The sequence below is a fragment of the Streptomyces rubellus genome (assembly GCF_036323805.1).
Classification (GTDB): Bacteria; Actinomycetota; Actinomycetes; order Streptomycetales; family Streptomycetaceae; genus Streptomyces.
On the sequence record NZ_JAZDCX010000007.1, the window covers coordinates 176436 to 198859 of the forward strand.

The 22424-nt window shown below is 74.6% G+C and carries 21 protein-coding genes; 12 read left to right on the forward strand and 9 right to left on the reverse strand.

Annotation, left to right across the window (positions count from 1 at the left end):
- Nucleotides 1–54: 54 nt before the first annotated feature.
- Complete coding sequence (locus V1L54_RS10740) at nucleotides 55–1116, reverse strand: ferric reductase-like transmembrane domain-containing protein (RefSeq protein ID WP_330117695.1); 1062 nt, start codon at nucleotides 1114–1116, stop codon at nucleotides 55–57.
- A gap of 308 nt (nucleotides 1117–1424) precedes the next feature.
- On the opposite strand from V1L54_RS10740, the gene V1L54_RS10745 reads away from it, so the two are divergent.
- Nucleotides 1425–1877, forward strand: coding sequence for an iron chaperone (locus V1L54_RS10745; RefSeq protein WP_330117696.1), 453 nt, complete (start codon nucleotides 1425–1427; stop codon nucleotides 1875–1877).
- A 126-nt stretch (nucleotides 1878–2003) separates the two neighbouring features.
- The gene (locus tag V1L54_RS10750) at nucleotides 2004–2990 is read left to right on the forward strand and encodes a toxin glutamine deamidase domain-containing protein (protein ID WP_330117697.1); all 987 of its coding nucleotides are present in this window, start codon (nucleotides 2004–2006) and stop codon (nucleotides 2988–2990) included.
- 146 nt (nucleotides 2991–3136) lie between these two features.
- Here V1L54_RS10750 and V1L54_RS10755 read toward each other — a convergent pair whose 3' ends face one another.
- Nucleotides 3137–3847, reverse strand: a complete 711-nt coding sequence (locus V1L54_RS10755; RefSeq protein ID WP_330117698.1) for an SDR family NAD(P)-dependent oxidoreductase — start codon at nucleotides 3845–3847, stop codon at nucleotides 3137–3139.
- A 103-nt stretch (nucleotides 3848–3950) separates the two neighbouring features.
- Between V1L54_RS10755 and V1L54_RS10760 the strand changes: the two genes are divergently transcribed.
- Together V1L54_RS10760 and V1L54_RS10765 are read left to right on the forward strand one after the other, a co-directional pair.
- The gene (locus V1L54_RS10760; RefSeq protein WP_330117699.1) at nucleotides 3951–4793 is read left to right on the forward strand and encodes a helix-turn-helix transcriptional regulator; all 843 of its coding nucleotides are present in this window, start codon (nucleotides 3951–3953) and stop codon (nucleotides 4791–4793) included.
- Nucleotides 4794–4895: 102 nt separating this feature from the next.
- Nucleotides 4896–5420 (forward strand): AAA family ATPase, encoded by a 525-nt coding sequence (locus tag V1L54_RS10765; protein ID WP_330117700.1) that lies wholly within the window; start codon nucleotides 4896–4898, stop codon nucleotides 5418–5420.
- 321 nt (nucleotides 5421–5741) lie between these two features.
- On the opposite strand, the gene V1L54_RS10770 is transcribed toward V1L54_RS10765, so the two are convergent.
- Nucleotides 5742–7976: a tetratricopeptide repeat protein gene (locus tag V1L54_RS10770; protein WP_330117701.1), complete on the reverse strand. Its 2235-nt coding sequence runs from the start codon at nucleotides 7974–7976 to the stop codon at nucleotides 5742–5744.
- 29 nt (nucleotides 7977–8005) lie between these two features.
- Nucleotides 8006–8482: a hypothetical protein gene (locus V1L54_RS10775; RefSeq protein WP_330117702.1), complete on the reverse strand. Its 477-nt coding sequence runs from the start codon at nucleotides 8480–8482 to the stop codon at nucleotides 8006–8008.
- A 210-nt stretch (nucleotides 8483–8692) separates the two neighbouring features.
- Between V1L54_RS10775 and V1L54_RS10780 the strand changes: the two genes are divergently transcribed.
- The 3 genes from V1L54_RS10780 (at nucleotide 8693) to V1L54_RS10790 (ending at nucleotide 12208) form a co-directional block, all read left to right on the forward strand.
- Nucleotides 8693–10372, forward strand: coding sequence for a PucR family transcriptional regulator (locus tag V1L54_RS10780; RefSeq protein WP_330117703.1), 1680 nt, complete (start codon nucleotides 8693–8695; stop codon nucleotides 10370–10372).
- Between the two features lie 234 nt (nucleotides 10373–10606).
- Nucleotides 10607–11926, forward strand: coding sequence for a type III PLP-dependent enzyme domain-containing protein (locus V1L54_RS10785; RefSeq protein ID WP_330117704.1), 1320 nt, complete (start codon nucleotides 10607–10609; stop codon nucleotides 11924–11926).
- A gap of 72 nt (nucleotides 11927–11998) precedes the next feature.
- Nucleotides 11999–12208 carry a hypothetical protein gene (locus tag V1L54_RS10790; protein WP_330117705.1) on the forward strand — a complete coding sequence of 70 codons (210 nt, stop codon included), beginning with the start codon at nucleotides 11999–12001 and terminating at the stop codon, nucleotides 12206–12208.
- Nucleotides 12209–12506: 298 nt separating this feature from the next.
- Here the strand turns inward: V1L54_RS10790 and V1L54_RS10795 are convergent, their stop codons facing one another.
- On the reverse strand, nucleotides 12507–13118 hold the full coding sequence (locus tag V1L54_RS10795) for a TetR/AcrR family transcriptional regulator (protein ID WP_330117706.1): 612 nt from the start codon (nucleotides 13116–13118) through the stop codon (nucleotides 12507–12509).
- A gap of 100 nt (nucleotides 13119–13218) precedes the next feature.
- On the opposite strand from V1L54_RS10795, the gene V1L54_RS10800 reads away from it, so the two are divergent.
- Nucleotides 13219–14199 (forward strand): SDR family NAD(P)-dependent oxidoreductase, encoded by a 981-nt coding sequence (locus tag V1L54_RS10800; RefSeq protein WP_330117707.1) that lies wholly within the window; start codon nucleotides 13219–13221, stop codon nucleotides 14197–14199.
- A gap of 20 nt (nucleotides 14200–14219) precedes the next feature.
- Here the strand turns inward: V1L54_RS10800 and V1L54_RS10805 are convergent, their stop codons facing one another.
- Entirely contained in the window at nucleotides 14220–15158 is a 939-nt protein-coding gene (locus tag V1L54_RS10805) for a GlxA family transcriptional regulator (protein ID WP_330117708.1), read from the reverse strand.
- 209 nt (nucleotides 15159–15367) lie between these two features.
- Here V1L54_RS10805 and V1L54_RS10810 point away from each other — a divergent pair, with 209 nt between their 5' ends.
- The 4 genes from V1L54_RS10810 (at nucleotide 15368) to V1L54_RS10825 (ending at nucleotide 18611) form a co-directional block, all read left to right on the forward strand.
- On the forward strand, nucleotides 15368–16063 hold the full coding sequence (locus V1L54_RS10810) for a DJ-1/PfpI family protein (protein ID WP_330117709.1): 696 nt from the start codon (nucleotides 15368–15370) through the stop codon (nucleotides 16061–16063).
- 37 nt (nucleotides 16064–16100) lie between these two features.
- Entirely contained in the window at nucleotides 16101–16445 is a 345-nt protein-coding gene (locus tag V1L54_RS10815; protein ID WP_330117710.1) for a hypothetical protein, read from the forward strand.
- Between the two features lie 134 nt (nucleotides 16446–16579).
- Nucleotides 16580–17641: a small ribosomal subunit Rsm22 family protein gene (locus V1L54_RS10820; RefSeq protein WP_330117787.1), complete on the forward strand. Its 1062-nt coding sequence runs from the start codon at nucleotides 16580–16582 to the stop codon at nucleotides 17639–17641.
- A 226-nt stretch (nucleotides 17642–17867) separates the two neighbouring features.
- Nucleotides 17868–18611, forward strand: coding sequence for a bifunctional DNA primase/polymerase (locus tag V1L54_RS10825; protein WP_330117711.1), 744 nt, complete (start codon nucleotides 17868–17870; stop codon nucleotides 18609–18611).
- A 136-nt stretch (nucleotides 18612–18747) separates the two neighbouring features.
- Here the strand turns inward: V1L54_RS10825 and V1L54_RS10830 are convergent, their stop codons facing one another.
- From V1L54_RS10830 to V1L54_RS10840, 3 genes are all read right to left on the reverse strand, one after another.
- The gene (locus tag V1L54_RS10830; protein ID WP_330117712.1) at nucleotides 18748–19734 is read right to left on the reverse strand and encodes an SCO2278 family lipoprotein; all 987 of its coding nucleotides are present in this window, start codon (nucleotides 19732–19734) and stop codon (nucleotides 18748–18750) included.
- Nucleotides 19735–19887: 153 nt separating this feature from the next.
- Nucleotides 19888–21540, reverse strand: a complete 1653-nt coding sequence (locus V1L54_RS10835; protein ID WP_330117713.1) for a cellulase family glycosylhydrolase — start codon at nucleotides 21538–21540, stop codon at nucleotides 19888–19890.
- A gap of 170 nt (nucleotides 21541–21710) precedes the next feature.
- Nucleotides 21711–22352, reverse strand: a complete 642-nt coding sequence (locus tag V1L54_RS10840) for a biliverdin-producing heme oxygenase (protein WP_330117788.1) — start codon at nucleotides 22350–22352, stop codon at nucleotides 21711–21713.
- Nucleotides 22353–22424 lie beyond the last annotated feature (72 nt).

The window sequence follows — 22424 nt, forward strand, 5'->3', positions numbered from 1 at the left end:
CCGCCGCTCGCCTCCCGTCCCGGCGGCACCCACCGGCGCCGGAGCGCGATGCGGTCAGGGCCGGTCGGGGGCCGGACCGCGCCGGGCGGGACGCAGCCGGTACACGACGGCGGCCAGGACGGCGAGCAGCACGACCAGGCCCGTCCACACCTGCCACCGCTCGACGTTCAGCCCGGCGCCGGTGACACCGGGAGTGCGGCCGCCGTCCCGGCCGGTGGCGGCGACCGCGAGCAGGACGACGACGGTGGCCGCGACGGCGACCCGGCCCGCCAGCCGGGACACCATGGACAGCGCGCCGGGCCGCCCCGCGGCGTCACGCACCCGTAGGCGCTCACCGGGGCGTGCGGGGGCCAGCAGCCGGGCCAGCAGCAGGGCGGCGACGGGGAGCTGGAGGAGCCACACCGTGGTGCGGAAGGCGCCGTCGTACCAGACGTTCGTGCCGTACAGCAGCGTGTGCCACACGCTCAGCACGTAGACCACGATCACGAACCGGTGCAGGGCCCGCCACAGCCGGGCGCCGGTGGCCCGGCGCAGGTAGTACGCCAGGCCGAGAGGGACGGCCAGGTAGAGGGCGAGCAGCCCGATCAGGATGGCTACGCGGCCCGTCCCCGAGGAGTACACGCCGGGCACGAACACCTCGGCGAAGGCGGTGGACAGCCGCCCCGCCCAGCCCTTTCCGTCCTCGTTCGCGCGCACCAGCTCCGCGAAGAACATCACCGCGTGCGCGGTCATCAGGCCGATGGTGGTCAGACTGGTGGTGCGGTGCCACCGCTCGATCCGCGCCGCGGACACCCTCAGCCACCCCGGGCGGGCGCTGGAGCGGACCAGGCCGAGCATGACGGTGATCCATGCCCACAGCAGGCCGGACCAGCCGAACGCCTGGCACAGCCAGTACATCCAGTACCGGTCGGCGTCGGCCAGATAGGGCATCACCTGGAGCGTCATGGAAGTGCCGGACTCCACACGCGTGTACAGCCAGGCGAAGACGCCAGCCGTGATCACCAGTGCGGCGGTGGCGTCGGGCACCGCCGCCCGCAGGTCCGCCCGCAGCGCGGGCCGGTCGAACCGGTTCCGGCGGGTCGCCGCCGGAAGAGTGGAGTGGGGGGCTTCGGCCATCGTGCGGCACCGCTTCCTGTGGGGGGACCGCGGGGTTTCCCGCGGGGCGGAGAGGTGGAGAAGGTGCTTCCGGTCGGTCCCCGGCCGGGCGCCCGTACGTACAGGGCCCCCTGCCCCGGGATCACGGCCCGGAGGGTAGCCGGAACGGGCGGTACCGGAAAGACGGCGGGAAGGGGCACCGGGACGGGAGTCGGGGCCGGTCCTCCGGGGAGCCCGGCGGGGCCCGGGCGGCCGGAGCCCGGTGTCAGTGGGCCGCACTAACGTCTCCTCACGAGATCCCGCACACCGAGCCCCTGAAGGAGCCTGGCATGGGCAGCACCGAGAGCAGCACGCACGAGGGATTCACGGCCGAGGAGCGGGCCGCGATGAAGGAGCGCGCCCAGGAGGTGAAGACGGCCGGGCGCCGCACCTCACGTGCGGAGAAGGCGGCGCAGGCGGAGCGGGACGTGCTCGAGAAGATCGCCGGTATGCCGGACGCGGACCGGGCCATGGCCGAGCGCGTCCACGCCGCCGTCACGGCCGCCGCCCCGTCCCTCGCCCCGAAGCTCTGGTACGGGATGCCCGCCTACGCGCTGGACGGCAAGGTCGTCTGCTTCTTCCAGGCCGCGGCGAAGTTCAAGACGCGCTACGCGACGCTCGGGTTCAGTGACCTGGCGAAGCTGGACGAGGGCACGATGTGGCCGAACGCCTTCGCCCTGACCGAGGTGACGCCCGAGGCGGAGGCGCGGATCGCCGAGCTCGTGAAGCGGGCGGTGGGCTGAGGCGCGCTCGGCGGCCGGGTCGGGCCCGCCGTCTCCGCCCGGGACGGTGCCCTTTCGGGTCTCCTGCTCCCGCCCGTCCTCCGGTAGACCTCTTCCGAGGAGGTCCGAGGGAAGGGGAGCGCCGCCATGCACGCGAGCGAACTGCCGGAACACGACCGCCCCGACGCCCGTACGCCCACGCACCGGCCCGAGCGGACCGCCACGCCCGGCCCGGAGCGGGAGGCCCCGGCGGACCCGGGTCATCTCGGCAGCCCGGCAGACGTGCTGCGGCTCCAGCGCGCCGCCGGCAACGCGGCCGTGACCGGGGCGCTGGCGGCCCGGCGGCACGCCCCTGGCGCCGGCCACGCCCCCGGCCCGTCCGTACAGCGGGTCGAGGACGACGACCAGCCCCGCCGCACCCTGGCGAACGACCAGCGGCGGTTCGGCCCCGGCCAGCTCAAGCCGCCCCGGCCGGAGGACCAGGCGAACCTGGAGAAGGTCTTCCCCAAGGACAAGAAAGGCAACTTCAAGCAGTTCCCCGACCCGACCTCGTTCGTCTCCTCTCTCATGGGACCGCTCACCCAGCGGATCAACAAGCTCACCCCCAAGAGTCCGCTGGCCAGTTCCGGCGGCGCCGCGGACTGGGTGAAGGCGATCAATCCCCAGCGGGACGAGGAGGGGGGCGCGTACCGCCGCAACTGCATCGACGCGGTCCGCAGCTTCCTGGCCTCCTGGTCCGGCAACCCCACCGTGGCGGCCGGGATCCACGACCCGACGGGAGTCGAGACCGGTGGCACCGACCGGACGAAGGCGTGGCTGAACACCGAGTGGAGGACCGCGGAGGCGGGCCCGGACGACCGGGTCCAGAACGTGTGGCAGGTGGTGGCGGCCCAGCTGAAGGGCGCGGGGCACGGCGCGGCGAGCATCGTGGTCTTCAGACGGAAGGAGACGGGCCTCGTCCACGCCGTCAGCGGCGTCAACCACAAGGACGACGTGGTGTGGGTCGACCCGCAGCTGGGCCGGGTCAGCGAGATACCGATGTACGAGGGCGACCTCTTCATGACGATCACGCTCGACGCCCAGTTCAACCCGGTCGACGCACCGGCGCCCGCCCCCACGGCACTGACCGGCTGAACCCTCCGGGCCGGCCCCGACGCGATGACCGGGGCACTCGGCCCATGGCCGTCGGCCCTGCCGGCATGCGGGACGGGCCGGCACCGGTCGCGGTGGTGCGCGTACGGCCGCGGTCCGCGGCCGCGGGGGAGGGACGGCCGGAGAGGTCACCAGGGCACGGGGCCGGTGGCGCCGACGAAGGCGGGGCTCGGCGTGCCGGGCCCGGCGGTGGCGGCGGCGACGATCGCCGCGGCGCCTTCCTCGACGCTCTGGGTGCCCTGGTGGCCGTTCAGATCGGTCGCGGTGAACCCGGGGTCGACCGAGACCACGCTGATCTGCGGGAACGACTGCGCGTAGACGGCGGTCAGCATGTTCAGCGCGGCCTTGGAGGAGTTGTAGGCCAGCAGAGGTGCCCATGCCGGGAGCAGATCGCGGTGGGCGGCCGGGTCGGCGTTGATCGTCAGTGAGCCCAGCGCGCTGGACACGTTCACGATCGCGGGCCGGGCCGCCTGCTGGAGCAGGGGCAGGAAGGCGCGGGTGGTGCGCACGGCGCCGAAGACGTTGGTGTCGAAGACGTGTCGCAGGTCGGCGGCGGTCAGTTCGCCGGCCGGGGCGGCCGGGCCGGCGATGCCCGCGTTGTTGATCAGAACGTCGACTCGGCCCGCCTCGGCGCGCACCTGTGCGGCGGCCGCGGCGACGGAGGCGTCGTCGGTGATGTCGATCAGCAGCGGGCGGACCCCGAGGGCCTTGGCGGCCTGCTCGCCGCGGTGGGCGTCGCGGGCCCCGGCGTAGACGGTGTGGCCCGCCCCGACGAGGCGGCGGGCCGTTTCGAATCCGAGGCCCTTGTTGGCCCCGGTGATCACGGTGACTGTTGTCATGCCACTCAGCCTGCGCGCCGCCGGAGGGGACAGGGAGAGCTCTCCTCAGCGGGGGGCCGGCCAGTACCAGGCTGTTCACGGGGAAGCGACGGACAATGGGGAGATGAGCGACGACCCCGTGGCCCTCGGCCGGGCCCTGCGACACTGGCGCGACCGCACCAGCCCCCGAGACCTCGGTCTTCCCCTCGGCGGCGTCCGGCGGGCTCCCGGGCTGCGCCGCGAAGAACTCGCCCAGCTCGCCGGACTGTCCGTCGACTACGTCGTCCGTCTGGAACGGGGTCGGGCCACCTCCCCCTCCCCACAGGTCCTCGCCTCCCTCGCCCGCGCCCTGCGCCTGACCGGGACCGAACGCGACCACCTCTACCTGCTGGCCGGCCAGGCCCAGCCCACCACCGGCCAGGTCTCCCCGCACGTCCCGCCCAGCGTCCAGCGACTCCTCGACCAGCTCGACGGCAGCCCGCTCAGCGTTCACGACGCCGCCTGGAACCTCATCTCCTTCAACCCCCTGTGGGCCGCCCTCATGGGCGACCCCTCACCCTGGCGCGGCAAGGACCGCAACGTCGCCTGGCGGCACTTCACCCACCAGTCCACCCGTGTCACCCACGCACCCGACCAGCAGGACCGCTTCGAGACCGCCCTCGTCTCCGACCTGCGCTCCTCCGCCGCCCGCTACCCCAAGGACAAGCGGCTCTCCGAGCTGATCACCGGTCTCCGCGGTGCCAGCGACCGCTTCGACGACCTCTGGGACTCCCACACGGTCGGTTTCCACACCACCGACAGCAAGACCGTCCACCACCCCGACCTCGGACCGGTCACCGTCGACTGCGACACGCTCACCGTCCCCGGCAGCGACCTGCGCATCGTCGTCTGCTCCCCACCGGCGGGCACCGCCACAGCCGGCCAGTTCGCCTTGTTGAACGCCATCGGGACCCAGGCCCTGAGCTGACTGACACGCCCCGCGTTCGGAGCAGGAGACACCGGGAGGAGCGGACGGGGCCGTCGGCGTCACCGGCGGCGATCCACTCGCTCACGACGGGACGGCAACGCGATGGCTCTGCTTCCCGGTCTCGCGGACATCGAGGTGGAACCCAACACCGAGTGGGGGCAGTGGGATGTCTGGCTCCAGCACAAGCACGAGTACCGCATGACCCCCGTCACGGCGTCGGCGGGGACGCTGCGCGTACTGGCCCAGCTCGCCGCGGCCCACGATTCCGTTCATGAGGGAGTCCTCATGTTCGAGGAGCCGGAGAACGGTCTTCATCCCAACAGGGTTCCGCAACTGCTGTCGAGGCTGCGGGCGAGAACCAGCGATCCCGCGAGCCTCACTTCGGGACACGGTCGGCAGACCCTCGTCATCTCGCATTCCCCTGTCTCCCTCGCCGCCGCGCTGGACGAGACTCCGGAGTCGGTCGTTTTTCTGGACACGGTGACCCGGTTCGGCGACGGGCTTCCGCCCCGCAAGCTGACACGGGCCAGAAAGGTCGCCGACGGCGGCGAGCACGGGACGTTCGTGACACCCCTCGAAGTACGCAAGTACCTCGACCCGGTGGGGCGGTTCGCGCGTGGGGCGTAGGTACTTCAGCCTGCCAAGACTGCCCAATGCGGCGGGCCGGTGTCGGGGTGCAACGACTCCGGGCGGCTGTCCGCTCGGTGCTCCTGTGGGGGCAGAGCGGAGGGCGCGGAACAGGGGCTGGAGAGGGTCGCGAAGCCGCTCCACGAGCCCGGTGACGTACCGGGCCATGCGCTCGGTGAGCGGCTGCTTGTTGCCGGGGACCCGCCGTCCCAGACGACAAGGTCGTAACTCATGTGCGGCAGGCCGCCGCAACGGACTGACAGGGAACGGGCGCCCGGAGTGCGGAACGCAGCCTGCCGCGCACCGTTCGTTGTTCCCGGCTCACCGGTCGGGCTCGGGGGCGGGCGTCTCGGGAGTGGCAGCTTTCCCGGCTTCGGACTGCCAGTGGGCGAGATCTCGCCGGGCGGCGAGGACCATGGGGTGGCCGGGCTCCAGGACGCGTTCCGTTTCGGTGAGGAGTTCGGTCAGTGCCGCCGCGGCGCCTGCTGGGTCCCCGGCCCTCCCCCGCCAGTTGGCCAGGTTGCTCCGGGAAACGAAAGTGTTGGGATGGCTGCGGCCGAGTGCGCGTTCCGTTTCGGTGAGGAGTTCGGTCAGTGCCGCCGCGGCGCCTGCTGGGTCCCCGGCCTTTCCCCGGCAGTTGGCCAGGTTGCCCCGGACCGAGAGGACGTTGGGGTGGTCGGGGCCCAGGACTTGTTCCGTTTCGGTGAGGAGTTCGGTCAGTACCGCCGCGGCGCCTGCTGGGTCCCCGGCCTTCTCCCGCCAGTTGGCCAGGTTGCTCCGGACTGTGAACATCTCGCTGTGCTGGGGGCCGAGTACACGTCTCATGTCGGTGAGGAGTTCGGTCAGTGCCGCCGCGGCGCCTGCCGGGTCCCCGGCCTTTCCCCGGCAGTTGGCCAGATACTCCCGGGTGGCGAAGGTGTGGGTGTGGTCGGGGCCGAGTGCGCGTTCCATGCCGGTGAGGACTTCGGCCAGGATGGTCTCGGCGCCTGCCGGGTCTCCAGCCCTCATCCGGCAGCGGGCCAGGTTGAGCTGCGCGGTGAGGGTGTTTGTGTGGTCGGGGCCGAACCGGCGATGGACGCTTTCGGCCAGCCTGCGGAAGTAGTCGGCGGCAGCCGTGATCTGGCCGGAACCCTCCAGACTGAAACCGGGCTGAAGAAGCACCGGGTGGGGATCGGGCCGGTACAGGGCATCCTCGGTGTGGTGGGTGAGGGCCTCGGCGTTGGCGCGCAGGGACTGGGCGAGGGCGGTGTCGTGCTCGACACCGGGCCAGGCGGCGTACACGGTGTCGGCCGCGACACGGGCGAGGGCGTCCCGCTGTCTGGGGTTCAGGGCGTCGCGGGTGGTGCGCTGGACGAGCTGGTGGACACGTACAGCCTGGTGAGGAGTACCGGGAGTGTGGTCGATCAGGCTCAGTCGGTGCAGGACCCGCAGCGCGCCGTGTGCATCCCGGGCCGAGACCCTGCCGCACTGCCGTCGCGACAGTCGCCCACCGGAGGCTGCTACGGCGGCGGCGCGGTGCCTGGCGAGATAGGCCAGGGCGGGCTTGCCCGTGAGGACCACGGCGGGGATGCCGTTCGGATCGAGCAGCGCGGCCAGGCGCAGCATGGAGCGGGCCAGTCCCACCGGGGTCAGCCGGTCGGCCTGCTCCACCGACAGCGACCAGGCCGCCGACACCGCGAACCGCTGGTCGTCCGGCAGACCGGAGTCGTCGGGCAGCAGTCCGGCCAGGTCGCGGGTGCGGTCGATCAGCAGGCACCGGTAGGCGGCGCAGTCCAGACCGGCGTCGACCAGATAGGCGGCGGCCTGGGACAGTGCCAGCGGCAGATGACCCAGTTCGGCGGCCAGCGCGGCGAGTTCCTTCCCGGGCTCCCAGCGGCCGTGGGCGGCCAGGGACGCGGTGAGGTAGGCGACCGACTCGGCCTCGCTGAAAAGCCCCACCGGCACCAGGCGTCCCCGGCGTGTCAGGGCGGCGTCCCGGCGACGGGTGGTGACCAGGGTACGGCCCACCGGGCTCGCCGGGGGCCACAGCTCGTGCAGGTGGGCGAGGTCGGACACGTCGTCCAGCACCACCAGCCAGCGGCGCCCCTCCAGGGCGGCCCTGGACTCCAGCCAGGCCAGGAACGAGCGTGCCGCCTCCTCGGGCCGGTCCGGGGCGGCGCGCAAGATCTCCACGGCAGCCCGCGCATAGGCGTCCACGACCGCCTCACGGGCGGTGGCGGTCACCCACACCAGCAGCTCCACCTCGCCACCGCGCAGGGCGCGGCGGGCGTGGTGGGCGGCGAGCTGGGTCTTGCCGACCCCGCCCATTCCGGTCAGCACCTGGCACAGTGCCGCCGTACCGCCGCCCTCCAGGACATGCTCCAGCTTCCCGGCCTCGACACGGTCCTGGAAGCAGTCGGCCTGCCGGGGCGGCACGCCCACCTGGTGCGGCCAGGAGACTGCGGGCGGGGAAGCGGCGTGGTGTGTGACGTGTTCGGCGTGGCCGATCGCCAGACTGCCGCGGTCGGCGTGGACCGAGGTGTGCGCGGCGAACCGCGGGACGGTGCCGTGGGGCAACGGTGACTGTGCGGTGGTGCCGGGATCGGTCAGCCCTGGGCCGACCCCGGCGACCGAGGGTTTCCGAAGGAGACGTCCCCCATCTGCCAGGCGGCGGCGGATCCGTCTGTGGCGCTGATATGGACGTCCCCGCCGACGGCTGTCCCGTCCCTGCCGACCGACGTGCCACCGGTTGGGACGTGGCGGGCCAGCAGGGCGCGCAAATCCTCGGCGGCCCTCTCGCGTTCGTTCTCGTCCAGCCGCTCCAACAGGCGCATGACGCGCGTCTGCCAGGCGACCTGCTGGGCGATGCGCTCGTCCGCCGCCTCCTCGGTGGCTCCGGCGGCCTCCAACTCGGCGGCGGTGCGGTCCAGCCGCTCCAGCTCCGCCCGCTCACGCTGTCCGTCGCCCCGGCCGAACCAGCGGGCCACCGCGGCCCGCAGGCCCGTCCACGCGTCCGTGCCCGCCGCCTGCACCACCGCCGTGCCGCCGGCGGCGGCCAGCGCCACGAGCGCCTGCTCCAGCATCCCTGTCCCCCTTCCGTGCCGTGAGGTGTGCACCACGCACCGTAGCGCCATGACGTGCCGTCGGGAAACGCCCGCCGGGCGGGACATGAGGGGCACGGCCGCTGCTTCCGGCCAAATTCCTGATCCGGGCACCGGGCTCTGCATTACTCTACGTATTTATGGCGTCACCTGCCGTCCGGGGGTGCTGCGGTGATGCCGGGAGGGGGAGCGGTGGGGACGGACGCGTTACCGGGGGAGGGTGCCGCCGGGGCGGCGCGGGTCACGCTGGAGGGGCTGCTGTCGGTGGTGGGTGCCGGGGCGCTGGAGCTGTGCGCGGCGCCGCGCGGCCCGGGGGCGGCGGTCGCCGGGGTGACCGTGCTGGACGGGCTGGAGCCCGGGACGGGCCCGGGGGAACTGGTGCTGGCGGTCGGGGTGGATCCGGAGTCGGCCGTCGCCGTCGACGTGGTGCGCCGGGCGGGCGGTGCCGGTGCGGCGGCCGTGGTGTTCGGTCCGGGCCCCTCGGGGCGGCAGCCGCCCCCGGCGCTGCGGACGGCCGCCGAGGAGGCCGGTGTCGCGGTGCTGCTGCGCACGGCGTGGTGCCCCTGGGCGCGGCTGGTGAGCGTGCTGCGGGCCGGGCTGGCCTCGGTGGGCGTCCCGCCCGACCCGCGGACGGCGGCCGTGCCGCCGGGGGATCTGAACGGGCTGGCCGACGCGGTGGCGGCGCTGGTCGGCGGGGCGGTGACGATCGAGGACACCGAGTCGCGGGTGCTCGCCCACTCCGCCACGGAAGGGGACGTGGACGAGCTGCGGCGGCTGACCGTCCTGGGCCGCCGGGTGCCCCGGTGGCGGGTCGAGGCGATGCGGGAGGACGGCTTCTTCCGGGCGCTGTGGGGAGCGGGGGACGTACTGCACCGGCCGGCGGGCGGGGAGAACCCCGAGCGGCTGGTCGCGGCGGTCCGGGCGGGCGGCGAGGTGCTGGGCTCGATCTGGGTGGCGGCCGAGGGCCGGCCGCTGGCGCCGGGTGCCGCCGACGCCCTGCGGGCCGCGGCCCGGTCGGCCGCGGCCCACCTGCTCCACCACCGCACGCGCGGCGGGCACGAGCGACTCGCCGAGGACGCGGCCCGCGCCCTGCTGGAGGGGCGCGGCCCGGCCGGGGTGCTGGCCGAGCGGGCCGGACTGCCGGTACGGGGGAACTGCGCGGTCCTGGCGGTGCGCACCGGTTCCGTACGTGACGCCGGCCCGGACGGGAACGGGAACGGGGGCGGGGACGACGGTGACGGGGATGCGCGGCTGCACGGGCTGCTGGCCCTGTACTGCGCCGCCCACCGGCACCGGACGGTGGCCGTCCCGCTGAACGGCCGCCGGACGCTGGTGGTGCTGGGCGGTCTGGACGCCGACCGGCGGTGTGCCGAGGAGCAGGCGGCGCGACTGGGCAGGTCGCTGGTGGAGCAGGTGTCGGCCGCGTTCGGCGCGGATGTGCGAATCGGGCTGGGCGAGGTGGTCGCGGAACCGGCGGAGCTGCCGGAGTCCCGCCGGTCGGCCGAGGACGCGCTGCGGGCCCTGCTGGCGCCGGGGGAGTCCCGTACCGTCGCGCGGGTGGGCCAGGTGGCCGAACGGGTCGCCCTGGCCCGGGTGCGGGACGCCCTCGACGGGCTGCCGCTGCCGCCGCAGACCCCCGTGGCCAGGCTGGCGGCGCTCGACGACGGCAACGGCGGCACCATGGTGGCGACCCTGCGGGCGTACCTCGACCACTTCGGCGACGTGCCCGCCGCCTCCCGGGCGCTGGGCGTGCACCCCAACAGCCTGCGCTACCGGCTCCGCCGGATCACCGAGGTGTCGGGGCTGGACCTGGCCGACCCCGACGCCCGACTGCTCGCACACCTCCAGCTCCGGCTGCTCGGCGGCGGCTGAGCGGCCGGTTGTCCGCCGCCACCACGGAAGCGGCCCCGCTTCGTCGCCGCGCACAGCGGCGGCGGGCCGCGCCCCGTACGGCTGCCCGGTCGTACGGCCTCCGCCGCGGCATCTCGGAAGGTGCCACGAAGACGCCTCCCCGTGCCCGGGGGCAGCCTGGTGCGGTACCCGGCCGTCCGGCCGGGTAGCCGGGCCGGGGACACCGGCCGAGGAACCCGCACCGGAAGGCGTGCCATGACCGACCTCCCCGCCCCCGACCCCGTCCTCTCTCCCGCCGCCCGGCGCGAACACGTCCTGCGGGCCGCCGTGGCGCAGGGCCTGCTGCACCCCGAGCGGGCCGTGCTGGCCGGGTTCGTCGACCTCGACGGGGTCGCCGCGACGGTCGGGTCCCTGCACCGGGCGTTCCCCGGCCCGGCCCGCGTCCTGCACGCCTTCGCCGCCAAGGCGAACTCCCTGGTGCCCGTCCTGGCGGAACTGGAGCGCCTCGGCATGGGCTGTGAGGCCGCCACCGCCGGGGAACTCGCCCGCGCGGTGGCGGCCGGCTTCCCGCCGGAGCGGATCGTGTTCGACTCCCCGGCCAAGACCGTCGCGGAACTGCGCTGGGCCCTGGCGGCGGGCGTCGCGGTCAACGCCGACAGCTTCCAGGAGCTGGTGCGGATCGCCGCCCTCCTCGACGGCGGCTCCTCCCGGTCGCCGATCGGGGTGCGCGTCAACCCCCAGCTCGGCGGCGGGACGATCGACGCGATGAGCACCGCCACCCGGCACTCGAAGTTCGGCGTCCCCCTGACGGACCCCGGCAGCCGCGAGAAGCTGCTGGCGGCCTACCGGGACCACCCCTGGCTCACCCGGGTGCACACCCATACCGGCTCGCAGGGCTGCCCGCTGGAGCTGATCGCCCGGGGCGTCGCGCAGGCCGCGGCGTTCGCCGACGAGGTCAACCGCCGGCTCGGGCGGCGCCAGGTGACCGGCATCGACATCGGCGGCGGGCTGCCGGTCAACTTCGCCGACGACGAGGTCCGGCCCGGCTTCGGCGACTACGCCGCCGCCCTGCGCGCGCACGCGCCGGCGCTGTTCGAGGGCGAGTACGAGATCGTCACCGAGTTCGGGCGCTCGGTGCTGGCCAAGAACGGCTTCACCGCCGCGTACGTCGAGTACACCAAGCACGCGGGCGGCCGTCCCGTCGCGATCACCCACGCCGGGGTGCAGGTCGCCACCCGGACGGTGTTCGCCCCGGACTCCTGGCCGCTGCGCATCGAGGCGCACCGCCCCGACGGCCGCGCCAAGGACGGGGCGCCGGTGCGGCAGGACGTCGCCGGGCCGGCCTGCTTCGCCGGCGACCTGCTGGCCCGCGACCGGGCCCTGCCGGAACTGGCGCCCCGGGACCTGGTCGTCCTGCCGGACACCGGCGCGTACTACTTCTCCACGCCCTTCCACTACAACAGCCTGCCCGAGCCCGCCGTCCACGGCGTCCGCACCGGCCCCGACGGCGAAATCTCCTTCGAGGAGATCCGCCCCGCGCAGACCCCGGGGGAACTGCCGCTGCCCGTCGGCTAATCCGCCGGGCACGCCGCTCCACGACCACGACAGGCCACGACAGGCCACGACACGGAGGAGAAGACGCTGAGCATGGGAACGCACCCCACCCCACCGGGGGCCGCTGGAGAGGAACCGCCGGTCCCGTCCCGGCGGACCCGCTGCCGCCGGGCGGCACGCGGCTGGGTCCGGTGGGCCGTCCGGCGCCGGAACGTCGCGGCCGACCAGTTCCTGCGCGGCGCCTGCTACGGCGCGGGCGCCACCGCGGTGAGCCTGCTGACCGTATGGGCGCAGACCCGCTGAACGGCCCCGCGGGCCGTCCCGTCACCCCGGTGTCGGCCGGGGCCCGGCGCCGCGCCCGGGGAAGGTGATGACCGCCTCCCGCTCCGGCCCGCCGGAGCGGGAGGCGGACGGCGGGACGGCCGGGCCAGGGCCGGCCCACAGGTCGTTCCACCCGGTGACCGCATTGCGAGGCAGCCGTGGCAGCCGCCCACCGGTACAACGTGCACGAGGCCAAGACGCACCCCCCCGGAGCCCGGAGGAGGTCGCCACGGGCGAGGAGGTCGTCATCAGCGAGGCGGGGTCCCGGTGCCGCGGGGCGTTACGGCGCCGGTCGCGCCGGAGTTCCGGGTTCGGGTTCGGGTTCGGGGGCGAAGGCGCGGCGCACGGTCCGGGCGAGGGCGCGGCGCCGGCCCTCGTGCTCGCTCTCGGGCTCGTCCGGGGCGGCGGCGTGGATCAGACCGGCCGGTGACCAGGTCAGCGCCATCGCCGTGACGATCGAGAGCACATCGGCTGCGTCGAGGGACGGATCGATGTGCCCGGAGCGCTGCGCCGCGGCGATCGCCGCCAGCTTGTGCGCGCTCCGGGCGTCCGTGCCGGTCACCAGGGGGCCGGTGGGCACGCGCTCCAGGCGTGCCCAGGCGGCCAGCCGGACCAGCTCGGGGCGGGCCAGGCAGGCGTCGTAGAGGCGGGTGGCGTAGCCGGGGAGGTCTTCGGCCGTCATGGGCACGGCATGGACGATCTGTTCGACGTGGTCCTCGAAGACCGCGTCGAAGAGACCGTCCTTGTTGCCGTAGTAGGCGTACATCTGCGCCTTGTTCACCCGGGCGTCGGCCGAGATCCGGTCGACGCGGGCGCCGGCGATCCCGTGGGCGGCGAACTCGGCGGCGGCCGCGTCGAGCAGGCGGCGGCGGGTGGCCTGTGCGTCCCTCATGCCTCCAGGGTAACTAACCGGTTTGTTTGACCGGGTGCCGGGAGTGCCCTACCGTCGAAGAGAAGTAACCAACTAGTTTGTTTCCTTTCGGAGGTCACCCATGTCCGTCTCTCCCTCCCCGATCACCACGGCCTTCACCGCGCAGAGCACCGCGGACGAGGTGGTGGCGGGGATCGACCTCTCCGGCACCCGTGCCGTCGTCACCGGTGCCGCCTCCGGCATCGGCGTCGAGACCGCCCGCTCGCTGGCCCGCGCCGGAGCCGAGGTCACCCTGGCGGTGCGCGACACGGAGGCCGGCGCGCGGGTCGCGCGGGACCTGACCGCGACGACCGGCAACGACGGCATCCGTGTCGCACACCTCGAGCTGGCCGACCTGAGCTCGGTCGGCCGCTTCCTCGCCGACTGGAGCGGCCCCCTCCATCTGCTGATCAACAACGCGGGCATCATGGCCACCCCTGAGACACGCACCGCCGAGGGCTGGGAACTGCAGTTCGCCACCAACCACCTCGGCCACTTCGCCCTGGCCCTCGGACTGCACGGCGCGCTCGCCGCCGGTGCCGCCGAGCGCGGCGGCTCGCGCGTCGTGGCGCTCAGCTCCGCCGGGCACATGTACTCGCCGGTGCACTTCGACGACATCCACTTCCACCGGCGGCCCTACGACCCGATGCTCGCCTACGGGCAGTCCAAGACGGCCGTCGTCCTGTTCACGGTCGAGGCCACCCGGCGGTGGGCCGGAGACGGGATCACCGCCAACGCCGTCAACCCCGGCGGGATCTCCACCGGACTCCAGCGGCACTTCCCGCGGGAACTGCACGAGGAGTTCGCCCGGCACGAGGCGGCGGGGGTCTTCAGGTACAAGACCGTGCAGCAGGGCGCGGCCACGACCCTGGTCGCCGCGGTGGCACCGGAGTTCGCGAACAACGGCGGGCACTACCTCGACGACGCCCGCGAGGCGCACACCGTGCCCGACGACACCGACCCCGCCGAGCACCCGCACGCCGTCAAGCGGTGGGCGCTCGACCCCGCGGCGGCCGAGCGGCTGTGGGCCGTCTCGGCCGGACTGCTGCGCGTCCCGGCCTGATCCGCCCGGGGAGTGCCGCGTCAGCCGAAGGCACGGCGGTAGGCGTGGGGGCTGACGCCGGTGACGCGCTTGAAGCGGTCCCGGAAGGCGGTGGGGGAGCCGAAGCCCACCTGGGCGCCGATGCGTTCGACGGACTGCCGGGTGGTCTCCAGCAGGTGCTGGGCCCGGCGGACGCGGGCGCGGTGGAGCCACTGGAGCGGGGTGGTGCCGGTCTGCTCGCGGAAGCGGCGTATCAGGGTCCGGGTGCTGACCCCCGCGTGGGCGGCGATGTCGGCGAGGGTGAGGTCGGCCTCCAGGTTGTCCTCCAGCCAGCCGAGCAGGGGCTCGAGAACGGAGCCGTGCGGGGCCGGCGGATGGTCGTGGACGATGAACTGGGCCTGCCCGCCCTCGCGTTCCAGGGGCATGACGGACAGCCGGGCGGCGTCGGCGGCGACGGCCGAGCCGTAGTCGCGGCGGATCAGGTGCAGGCACAGGTCCAGTCCCGCGGCGGCGCCGGCCGAGGTGAGGAACTGCCCGTTGTCGACGTACAGGACGTCCGGGTCGACCTCGATGTCCGGGTGGGCGGCGGCCAGCAGGCCGGCCGCGTTCCAGTGGGTGGTGGCCCGCAGGCCGCCCAGGAGCCCGGCGGCGGCCAGGACGAAGGTGCCCGAGCAGATGGAGGCGATACGGGTGCCCTCCCCGGCGGCCGCCCGCAGCGCGCGGCGGACGGCGGGCGCGAGCGGGGCCGTGGGGGCGGTGGTGCCGGGCACGATGATCGTGTCCGCGCCCCTGAGCCCTTCCAGTCCCCAGGGCGCGCGCAGGGTGAAGGCGCCCGTGTCGGTCTCCGGGTGCTCCGCGCACACGCGGATCCGGTAGCCGGGGCGGCCGTCCGGCAGCCGGGTACGGCCGAAGACCTCCAGCGGGGTGGACAGGTCGAAGGGGATCACCCGGTCCAGCGCGAGGACGGCGACGGTGTGCATGGCCGGAAGGTACCCGCCCGCGGGACGCCCGGACGAGTCCCGGTGCCTCGGTTCCCCCGCTTCGAGCAGCCCGGACGCGCCGCACGCAGGGCATGGCACTATCCCGTCGGAAGGTGTCGTCAACGCCACTGGGAGAGGGAACGGCGGCCGCCTAGCGTCGGGGGCGATCCCGGAACGGACCGGGCCCGCCGTACCCGGAGGAAGCCTCCATGCACGCCCAGATCGTCCTGTTCGACGGCTTCGATCCGCTCGACGCCATCGCCCCCTACGAGGTGCTGTACGCCGGCGGCACCGCCTCCGGCGGCGCGGTGAGCGTGGAACTGGTCTCCGCCGAGGGGCCGCGCGAGGTGGTCAGCGGCACCGGGGGTCTGGCGCTGCGCGCCACCGCCGCGCTCGACCCCGGGCGTGGGGGCGTGGTCGTGGTGCCCGGTGCCTCGGGCCGTGTCGGTGAGCCCGGCGAGGTCCCCGACCAGGAGGCGGGCGCGGACGCCGGGGAGTGGCGGCGGGACGAGTTCATCCCCGTGCTGCTGGGCCGCACCCTGACCACCGGGCTGCCCGAGCTGCTGGCGGCGGCGGTGGAGGATCCGCGGGTGACGGTCGCCGCGGTGTGCGGCGGCTCACTCGTCCTGGCCATGGCCGGTCTGCTGGAGGGCCGCCGTGCCACCACCCACCACCTCGGCCTGGACATGCTCGACGCCACCGGCGTCCACGCGGTGAGGGCCCGCATCGTCGACGACGGCGACCTCGTCACCGCCGGCAGCGTCACCTCCGGGCTCGACCTCGGCCTCTATCTGCTGGAGCGCGAGGTGGGCCCCCGGATCGCGCACGCCGTCGAGGAACTGTTCGCCCATGAGCGCCGCGGCACCGTCTGGCGCCGGCAGGGCCCGGTGCCCGCCGGTTTCTGAGCACGTGTCCCGTCCGGCACCGTCAGGAAGGGGGAACATGTCCGTCGAAGGCACCTGGGACCTGTCCGTCGCCACCCCCGTCGGCAGGATCAAGGCCGTGCTCGAACTCCTGCGCCGGGACGGCGCCCTGACCGGGACCGCCCGCGGGGCGGGGGAGGAGGTTCCGCTCGACGACGTCGTCCTCGACGGCGACCGGCTCACCTGGAAGCAGGCCGTCACCAGGCCCCTGCGGCTGAACCTGGCCTTCGCCGTGACGGTCACCGGCGACCGCCTGGCCGGCACCGCCCGGGCCGGACGACTGCCGGCCTCGCAGGTCACCGGACGGCGCCGCACCACCCGGGCGGCCACCGAGACCACCGAGACCACGGAGCACCGACCGTAGGCGGGCGCGGGCCCGCCGGGCGGCCGTACGGGGGCGGGCCCGCGCCCGCCTACACTTTCCGGGTGTCCGACCCCCGTACCGCCCCCCGCCCCGCCGCCCCCCGCCCCGCCGCCTCCCGCCGCACCGACGAGGAGCTGCGCGCCGCGCTGGCCGGCCTGCTGGACGGGCTGCCGCCGAGGCAGGCGGCCGGGGCCGTCGAGCGGCTGATCGGCAGCTACCGGGGGAAGGTCCCCACCCACGCGCCCGTCCTGCGGGACCGGGCGGACGTCGCCGCCTACGCCGCCTACCGGATGCCCGCCACCTTCGGCGCGGTCCGCGCCGCGCTGGCGGCGCTCGCCGACCGGGCGCCGGGCCTGGACCCGGACAGCCACCTGGACGTGGGCGGCGGTACGGGCGCGGCCGTCTGGGCGGCCGCCGCCGTCCTCGGTGACGGCGGCGGTACGAGCGGCGGCCGCGTCCGGGAGACCACCGTCGTGGACTGGGCCGAGCCCGCCCTCGCCGTGGGCCGCGAGCTGGCCGCGGCCGCCGGCCCGGCCGCGCTGCGCGGCGCGCGGTGGCGGCGCGAGCGGATCGGGGCGGGCACCCGGCTGCCGGAGGCCGGCCTGGTCACCGTCTCCTACGTCCTCAACGAGCTGGCCGAGGACGACCGCCGGGCCCTGGTGGACGCCGCCGCGACGGCGGCCCGGGAGGCCGTGGTCGTCGTCGAGCCGGGCACCCCGGACGGCTACCGGCGGATCATCGAGGCGCGCGGGCGGCTGATCGACGCCGGGCTGCGCGTCCTGGCGCCCTGCCCGCACAGCGCCGGGTGCCCCATGGAGCCGGCCGCGGACTGGTGCCACTTCGCCGCCCGGATCAGCCGCTCCTCCCTCCACCGGCAGGTCAAGGGCGGCTCGCTGGCGTACGAGGACGAGAAGTTCTCCTACGTCGCCGCCGTCCGGCCCGGCGAGGACGGCGGTACGGACAGCGGTGCGGGCGGTGTGCCCGCCGGGGCGCGGATCGTGCGGAAGCCGCAGATCCGCAAGGGTCAGGTGCTGCTGGAACTGTGCGCCGGACCGGACCCGGAGCGGGGCGGGCTGCGGCGCGAGACCGTCACCAAGCGGCAGGGCGCGGGCTACCGGGCCGCCCGGGACGCCGACTGGGGCGACGCCTGGGGCGAGGCCCGGGACGGCGGGCGGGACGGCACCGGGGAACGGTGAACGGGACGGCCACCGCCCGGCCGGAGGGGCCCCGGTGACACCGGGGTGACATACGCGACCACCCCCGGCCGCCCGCTCACGGCACCGGAGGATGCAGGATGGAAGGGTGGCATCCGAGTTCCCTGGAACGAGTTATCCGGAATCCGCCCGGCTGCGGGCACCCCGTTCCGTACTCTCGGAGTCACCCTCGGATGCCAGTGGTCCCCGGTCGCGAGTGAGGCGGTAGATGGAAAGCGAAAGCAGGTTCTCCCGGTGGCTGCGCCGACGCTCCCGCGACGACGCGCGGACGAGCGCCGCGCAGGAAGCGGCCCGTCACCGCGAGGATCTGCTGCTGAACGCCGCCGCCGCGGGGTTCCCGCTGGCACCCGCCGCGCACCCCGAGGGCTACGGCTGCTCCTGCGACCGCATCGGCTGCCCCACGCCGGGCCGCCACCCCGTCTCCTTCGCCTGGCAGACGGAGGCCACCACCGACCCCGAGCGGATCGCCCGGTGGGCCGCCGGCCGGCCGCTGGCGAACTTCGTCACCGCCACCGGCCGCGCCCACGACGTGCTGGACGTGCCGCTGGACGCGGGGCGAGCCGCACTGGAGCGGCTGGAGGCCGAGGGCGTCGAGGTCGGTCCGGTGGCGGTGTGCGGGGAAGAGCCGTGGTCGGGCCGGATGCTGTTCTTCACCGCCACCCGCGGCACCCCGGACGACGAGGACGAGTGGTGGCCCTGCGAGCTGGACTGCCATCCCGAGACCCTGGACGATCACCCCGGGCTGCGCTGGCACTGCCGCGGCAGCTACGTCCTCGTACCGCCCGCGCGGCTGCCCGGCGACGACTCCGGCGGTCCCTCGGTCGGCTGGCTGCGCGCCCCGGAGCGTCCGCTGCCCGACCCGTTGACACTGCTGGAGGCCCTGACGGACGCCTGCGCGGCCCACGCGGAGGAGGAGCCGGGCCACGACCCGGCGGCCTGGCCGGTGCGCTAGCTGTTCCCTCCCGTGAGGCCGGGGGCCCACCGGCTCATGGCGCCCCCGCGGGCCCGGGCCGCCGGCGCCGTACGTGGACACCGCCGGTTTCCGGCGGACCTCCCCGGCGGCCGGCCTTCCGTCTCCGTCCCGCCGGTCAGCCGCCCTTGAGGGCTGTCACGCCCTGGAGCCGGTAGACCACCGTCACCTTCGGGTCGGCGGCGTCGGCGGCGGGGACGGACGCCGCCTGGACGGCGACGCGGACGTAGGTCACCGACTGCTCGGGCTCGCCCTCCAGCAGCGCCCGCAGCAGCGGGTCCTTCACCTGGGGCTCGAAGCCCTCGGCGACGGTCTGCTTCATCTGGTGGTGGGAGGTGAAGAAGACCAGCGCCCCGCCGTCCTCGGTGCGCAGCCCCACCGGGGCGAACCGGGCGTCCTCGGCGGGCAGGTCGGCCCACTCGGTGCGGGCGCCGGGGGAGTCGGAGTTCTTCTTCCGCTCCTCGCGCAGTCCGCTGGTCAGCGGGCCCGCCGCGAAGGTGTCGCCGCCCTCGCGCAGGTAGTCGGTGTAGCCGCGGCTGAGGTCCCGCGGCGCGACGGCCAGCTTCGCGGTCTCGCCGGTCGGGACCTCCTCGACGTACTCCTCGCCGTCCTCGGCGAAGTCCGGCACCGCCGCCTCGTTCAGCACCGCCAGGTACGACACCTTCCAGTCCTCGTCGATGCCGCCCCGGGTGAAGACGAGCAGCCAGCGCTTGCCGGGGCTGCGGTTGCTGGCGGTGTCCGCGACGAAGAACTTGGGCCAGCCCGCCTGCCGCGGTATCAGGAAGCGGGGGTCGGTCAGTTCCAGCGGCTCGTGGCCGGGTTCGCCGCCGGGGTCGGCGGTGTGCCGGGCCCGCAGCCCGGCCTGGTCGATGGCGCCCAGCGCGCCCGTCTCGATGGTGGCGTTGAGCTCGGCGTCGTGGGTGCGGTTGGCCTCGTTGTTGGTCTCCGTGAAGTGTTCGAGGACCTTCTCCGCCTCGGCCTCGGTGGTCGCCGGTACGACGGCCTCCTCGCCGTGCACCGTGATGCAGCCCGGCGCTCCCGTCAGCACCGCCGCCACCGCCGCCAGCGCCACCGCGGCCCGCCGGCCGCGCGCCTTCGTCCGCACTTCTCCTCGACCCCTCCCGGACGGTTCGTCGGAGCGAACCCTACCGCTGCCCGGGACCCTCCGGACGCCGGTACCGGGCCGGACGGCCGCGCACCGCGGGACGGCGGCCCCGTGGATCCGCCGTCCCGTGGTGCGGTTCCGGAGGTCCGGCCGTCAGGAGGCCGAGCAGGCGCCGCCGTTGAGCGTGAAGGCGGCGGGGCTGCCGTTGCTGCCGTTCCAGGTGCCGGTGAAGCCGATGGTCACCTTCGAGCCCGGGGCGATGTCCGCGGTGTACGGGGCGGGCCGGACGGTGACCGCGCCGCCGCTCTGGCTCGTGGTGCCGCCCCACATGTTGGTGACGGTCTGGCCGTCCGCGAACCGCCAGCCCAGCGTCCAGTCCCCGATGGGGGCGGTGCCGGTGTTGTGGACGGTGATCCTGCCCTGGAAGCCGCCCGGCCACTCGCCGACGATCTCGTAGCCGACGGAGCAGGCGGCCTCCTGGCCGCCGTCCTCGCGGGTGGTGACGGTGACGGTGGCCGACCGCTCGGAGCGGTTGCCCGCCGCGTCCTTCGCGTACACGGCGAAGGTGTGGGAGGTGGCGGGGCTCAGCCCGGTGACGGTGGCCGAGGTGCCGGTGGCGGTCCGCACGGTGGTCTCGGAACCGCCGTCGACGCGTACGACCTCGTACCCGGCCACCCCCGTGTCGTCCGTGGCGGCGGCCCAGGACAGGGTGACGCCGGTGGCGGTCACCTCGGAGGCGGTCGGGGTGCCGGGGCGGGACGGGGGAGTGGTGTCGTCCTCGCCCGGGCCGCCGCCGTAGACGGTGGCCTCCTTCGCGGTCGCGGCGATGCCGTCCGGGCCGTCGAAGAGGCGCTCGCCCCAGGGGGTCATGGCGTTCGGGTCGAAGTTCTCGACCATGTCGAGGTACTCGACGCCGCCGCCGTTGCCGCTCCAGGACCAGCCCAGGTAGCCCAGGCCGAGCCGCTCGGCGGTGGCCAGGATGGCGTCCTCGTCCGGGTTGCCGTCGGAGTGGTCGTGCCCGAACTCGCCGACGACGAGGGGAAGTCCGGCGCTGACGAAGGAGTTCAGGTAGTCCTGGACCCTGGCCGCGGTGTTGTAGACCCCGTACATGTGGATGGAGAAGATCGTGTTGCGGTCGGGGTCGGACTCGAACACCGAGGCGGCGTTGTCGCGCATGGTGTTCGACCAGTCCTGGCCCCAGTTGGGCGCGTCCACCATCAGGGCGTGGTCGAAGCCGGCATCGCGCAGCTTGCGGATGGCGCCGGAGGTGTCGGCGGCCCAGCGCTCGTAGCCGTTGTTGCCGTGCGGCTCGTTGCCGATGTTGACGACGACGTGGTCCTCCTGGCCGTCCAGCGCGCTCTTGACGCTGATCCAGTACTCGGCCGCGCGGTCCAGGGTGACCGCCCCCTCCTGCTCGCCGTAGCCGGTGGTGTCGTGCACCTCCAGCACGCAGATGAGGCGGTTGGCCTTGCACTCGGAGACGACGTTCGCCACGTCGGAGGCGTCGTTGCGGGTCCAGCGGTCGCCGCTGCTGAGGACGACGCGGACGGTGTTGGCGCCCTTGGCCTTGATGTGGGACAGGGAGTCGAGTTCGTTCGTGAACCAGGTGTGGGCGTGGTTGACGCCCCGCATCACGAAGTCGTTCCCGTTGGCCTCCAGCAGCCGGCCGTCCTCGACGCGGAGGCCGGGAGCGTCGGCGGCGTCCCGCGGGGTGGCGGTGGCGGCCGGGCCCGGGCCGAACAGGGAGAGCGCCAGACCGAGGACTAATCCCCCGGCGGCGGTCGTACGGGCGGTGCGTGGTCTCATGGGGCACTCCAGTGAGCCGGTGCATGACAATGTTGCTCTGACAACGATGTCCTCCGTTGGCGGGCTTCTCGGAGGGGATGGATTGGGAGCGCTCCCAATGAACAGCCGTCACCGCGCCACGTCAAGGGGTGGGACACGGATCGCCGCCCGCGCCCCGCCCGCCGGCCCGGTCACGCGCCGTGCGCGAACTCCTCGCCCAGCTCCCGGAAGACGGCGGTGTTCAGCGCGAAGGCGTGCCGGCACTCCTCGACGATGCGCTGCTTCTCCGGCTCGTCCACCGGGATCGCGTCCAGCCGTGCCCGGTACTCGCGTTTGAAGGCGGCCGGGTTGGCGATCTCCTCGAAGGTGTAGAAGCGCACACCGTCGCCCCGGCGTGCGAAGCCCCAGATCCGCTCGGCGGTGCCGCGAATGATCTGGCCGCCGGAGAGATCGCCGAGGTAGCGGGTGTAGTGGTGGGCGACGTACCCGCCCGGCCACTCCCGGCGCACCTGGGTTATCCGCCCGGCGTACGCGGCCGTGGCGGGCAGGGGTGCCCGGCCCGGCCGCCCGCCGCGCAGATGCGCCAGGTCCCTCTCCAGCGCCTCGGTGCGGGCCAGTTCGGGCCGCAGGAACGGCCCCGCCACCGGATCGTCCGCGAGTCGGCCGGCCTCGTCCTCCAGGGCGCGGTACACGAACCACAGCTGCTCCGTGTAGCGGACGTACGCCTCCAGGCCCAGCCTGCCGCCCAGCAGGTCGCCCATGAAGGCGGAGGTCTCCGCCTCCGTGTGCTGCTCCTGGGAGGCGGTGCGGATGAGGGTGGAGAACGGGACCATGGCGGGCGCGACCACTGAGGACCTCCGGAACCGTGGGGCACGAGGAGGCGCCGGCCGGGTGGCGGCGCCGCG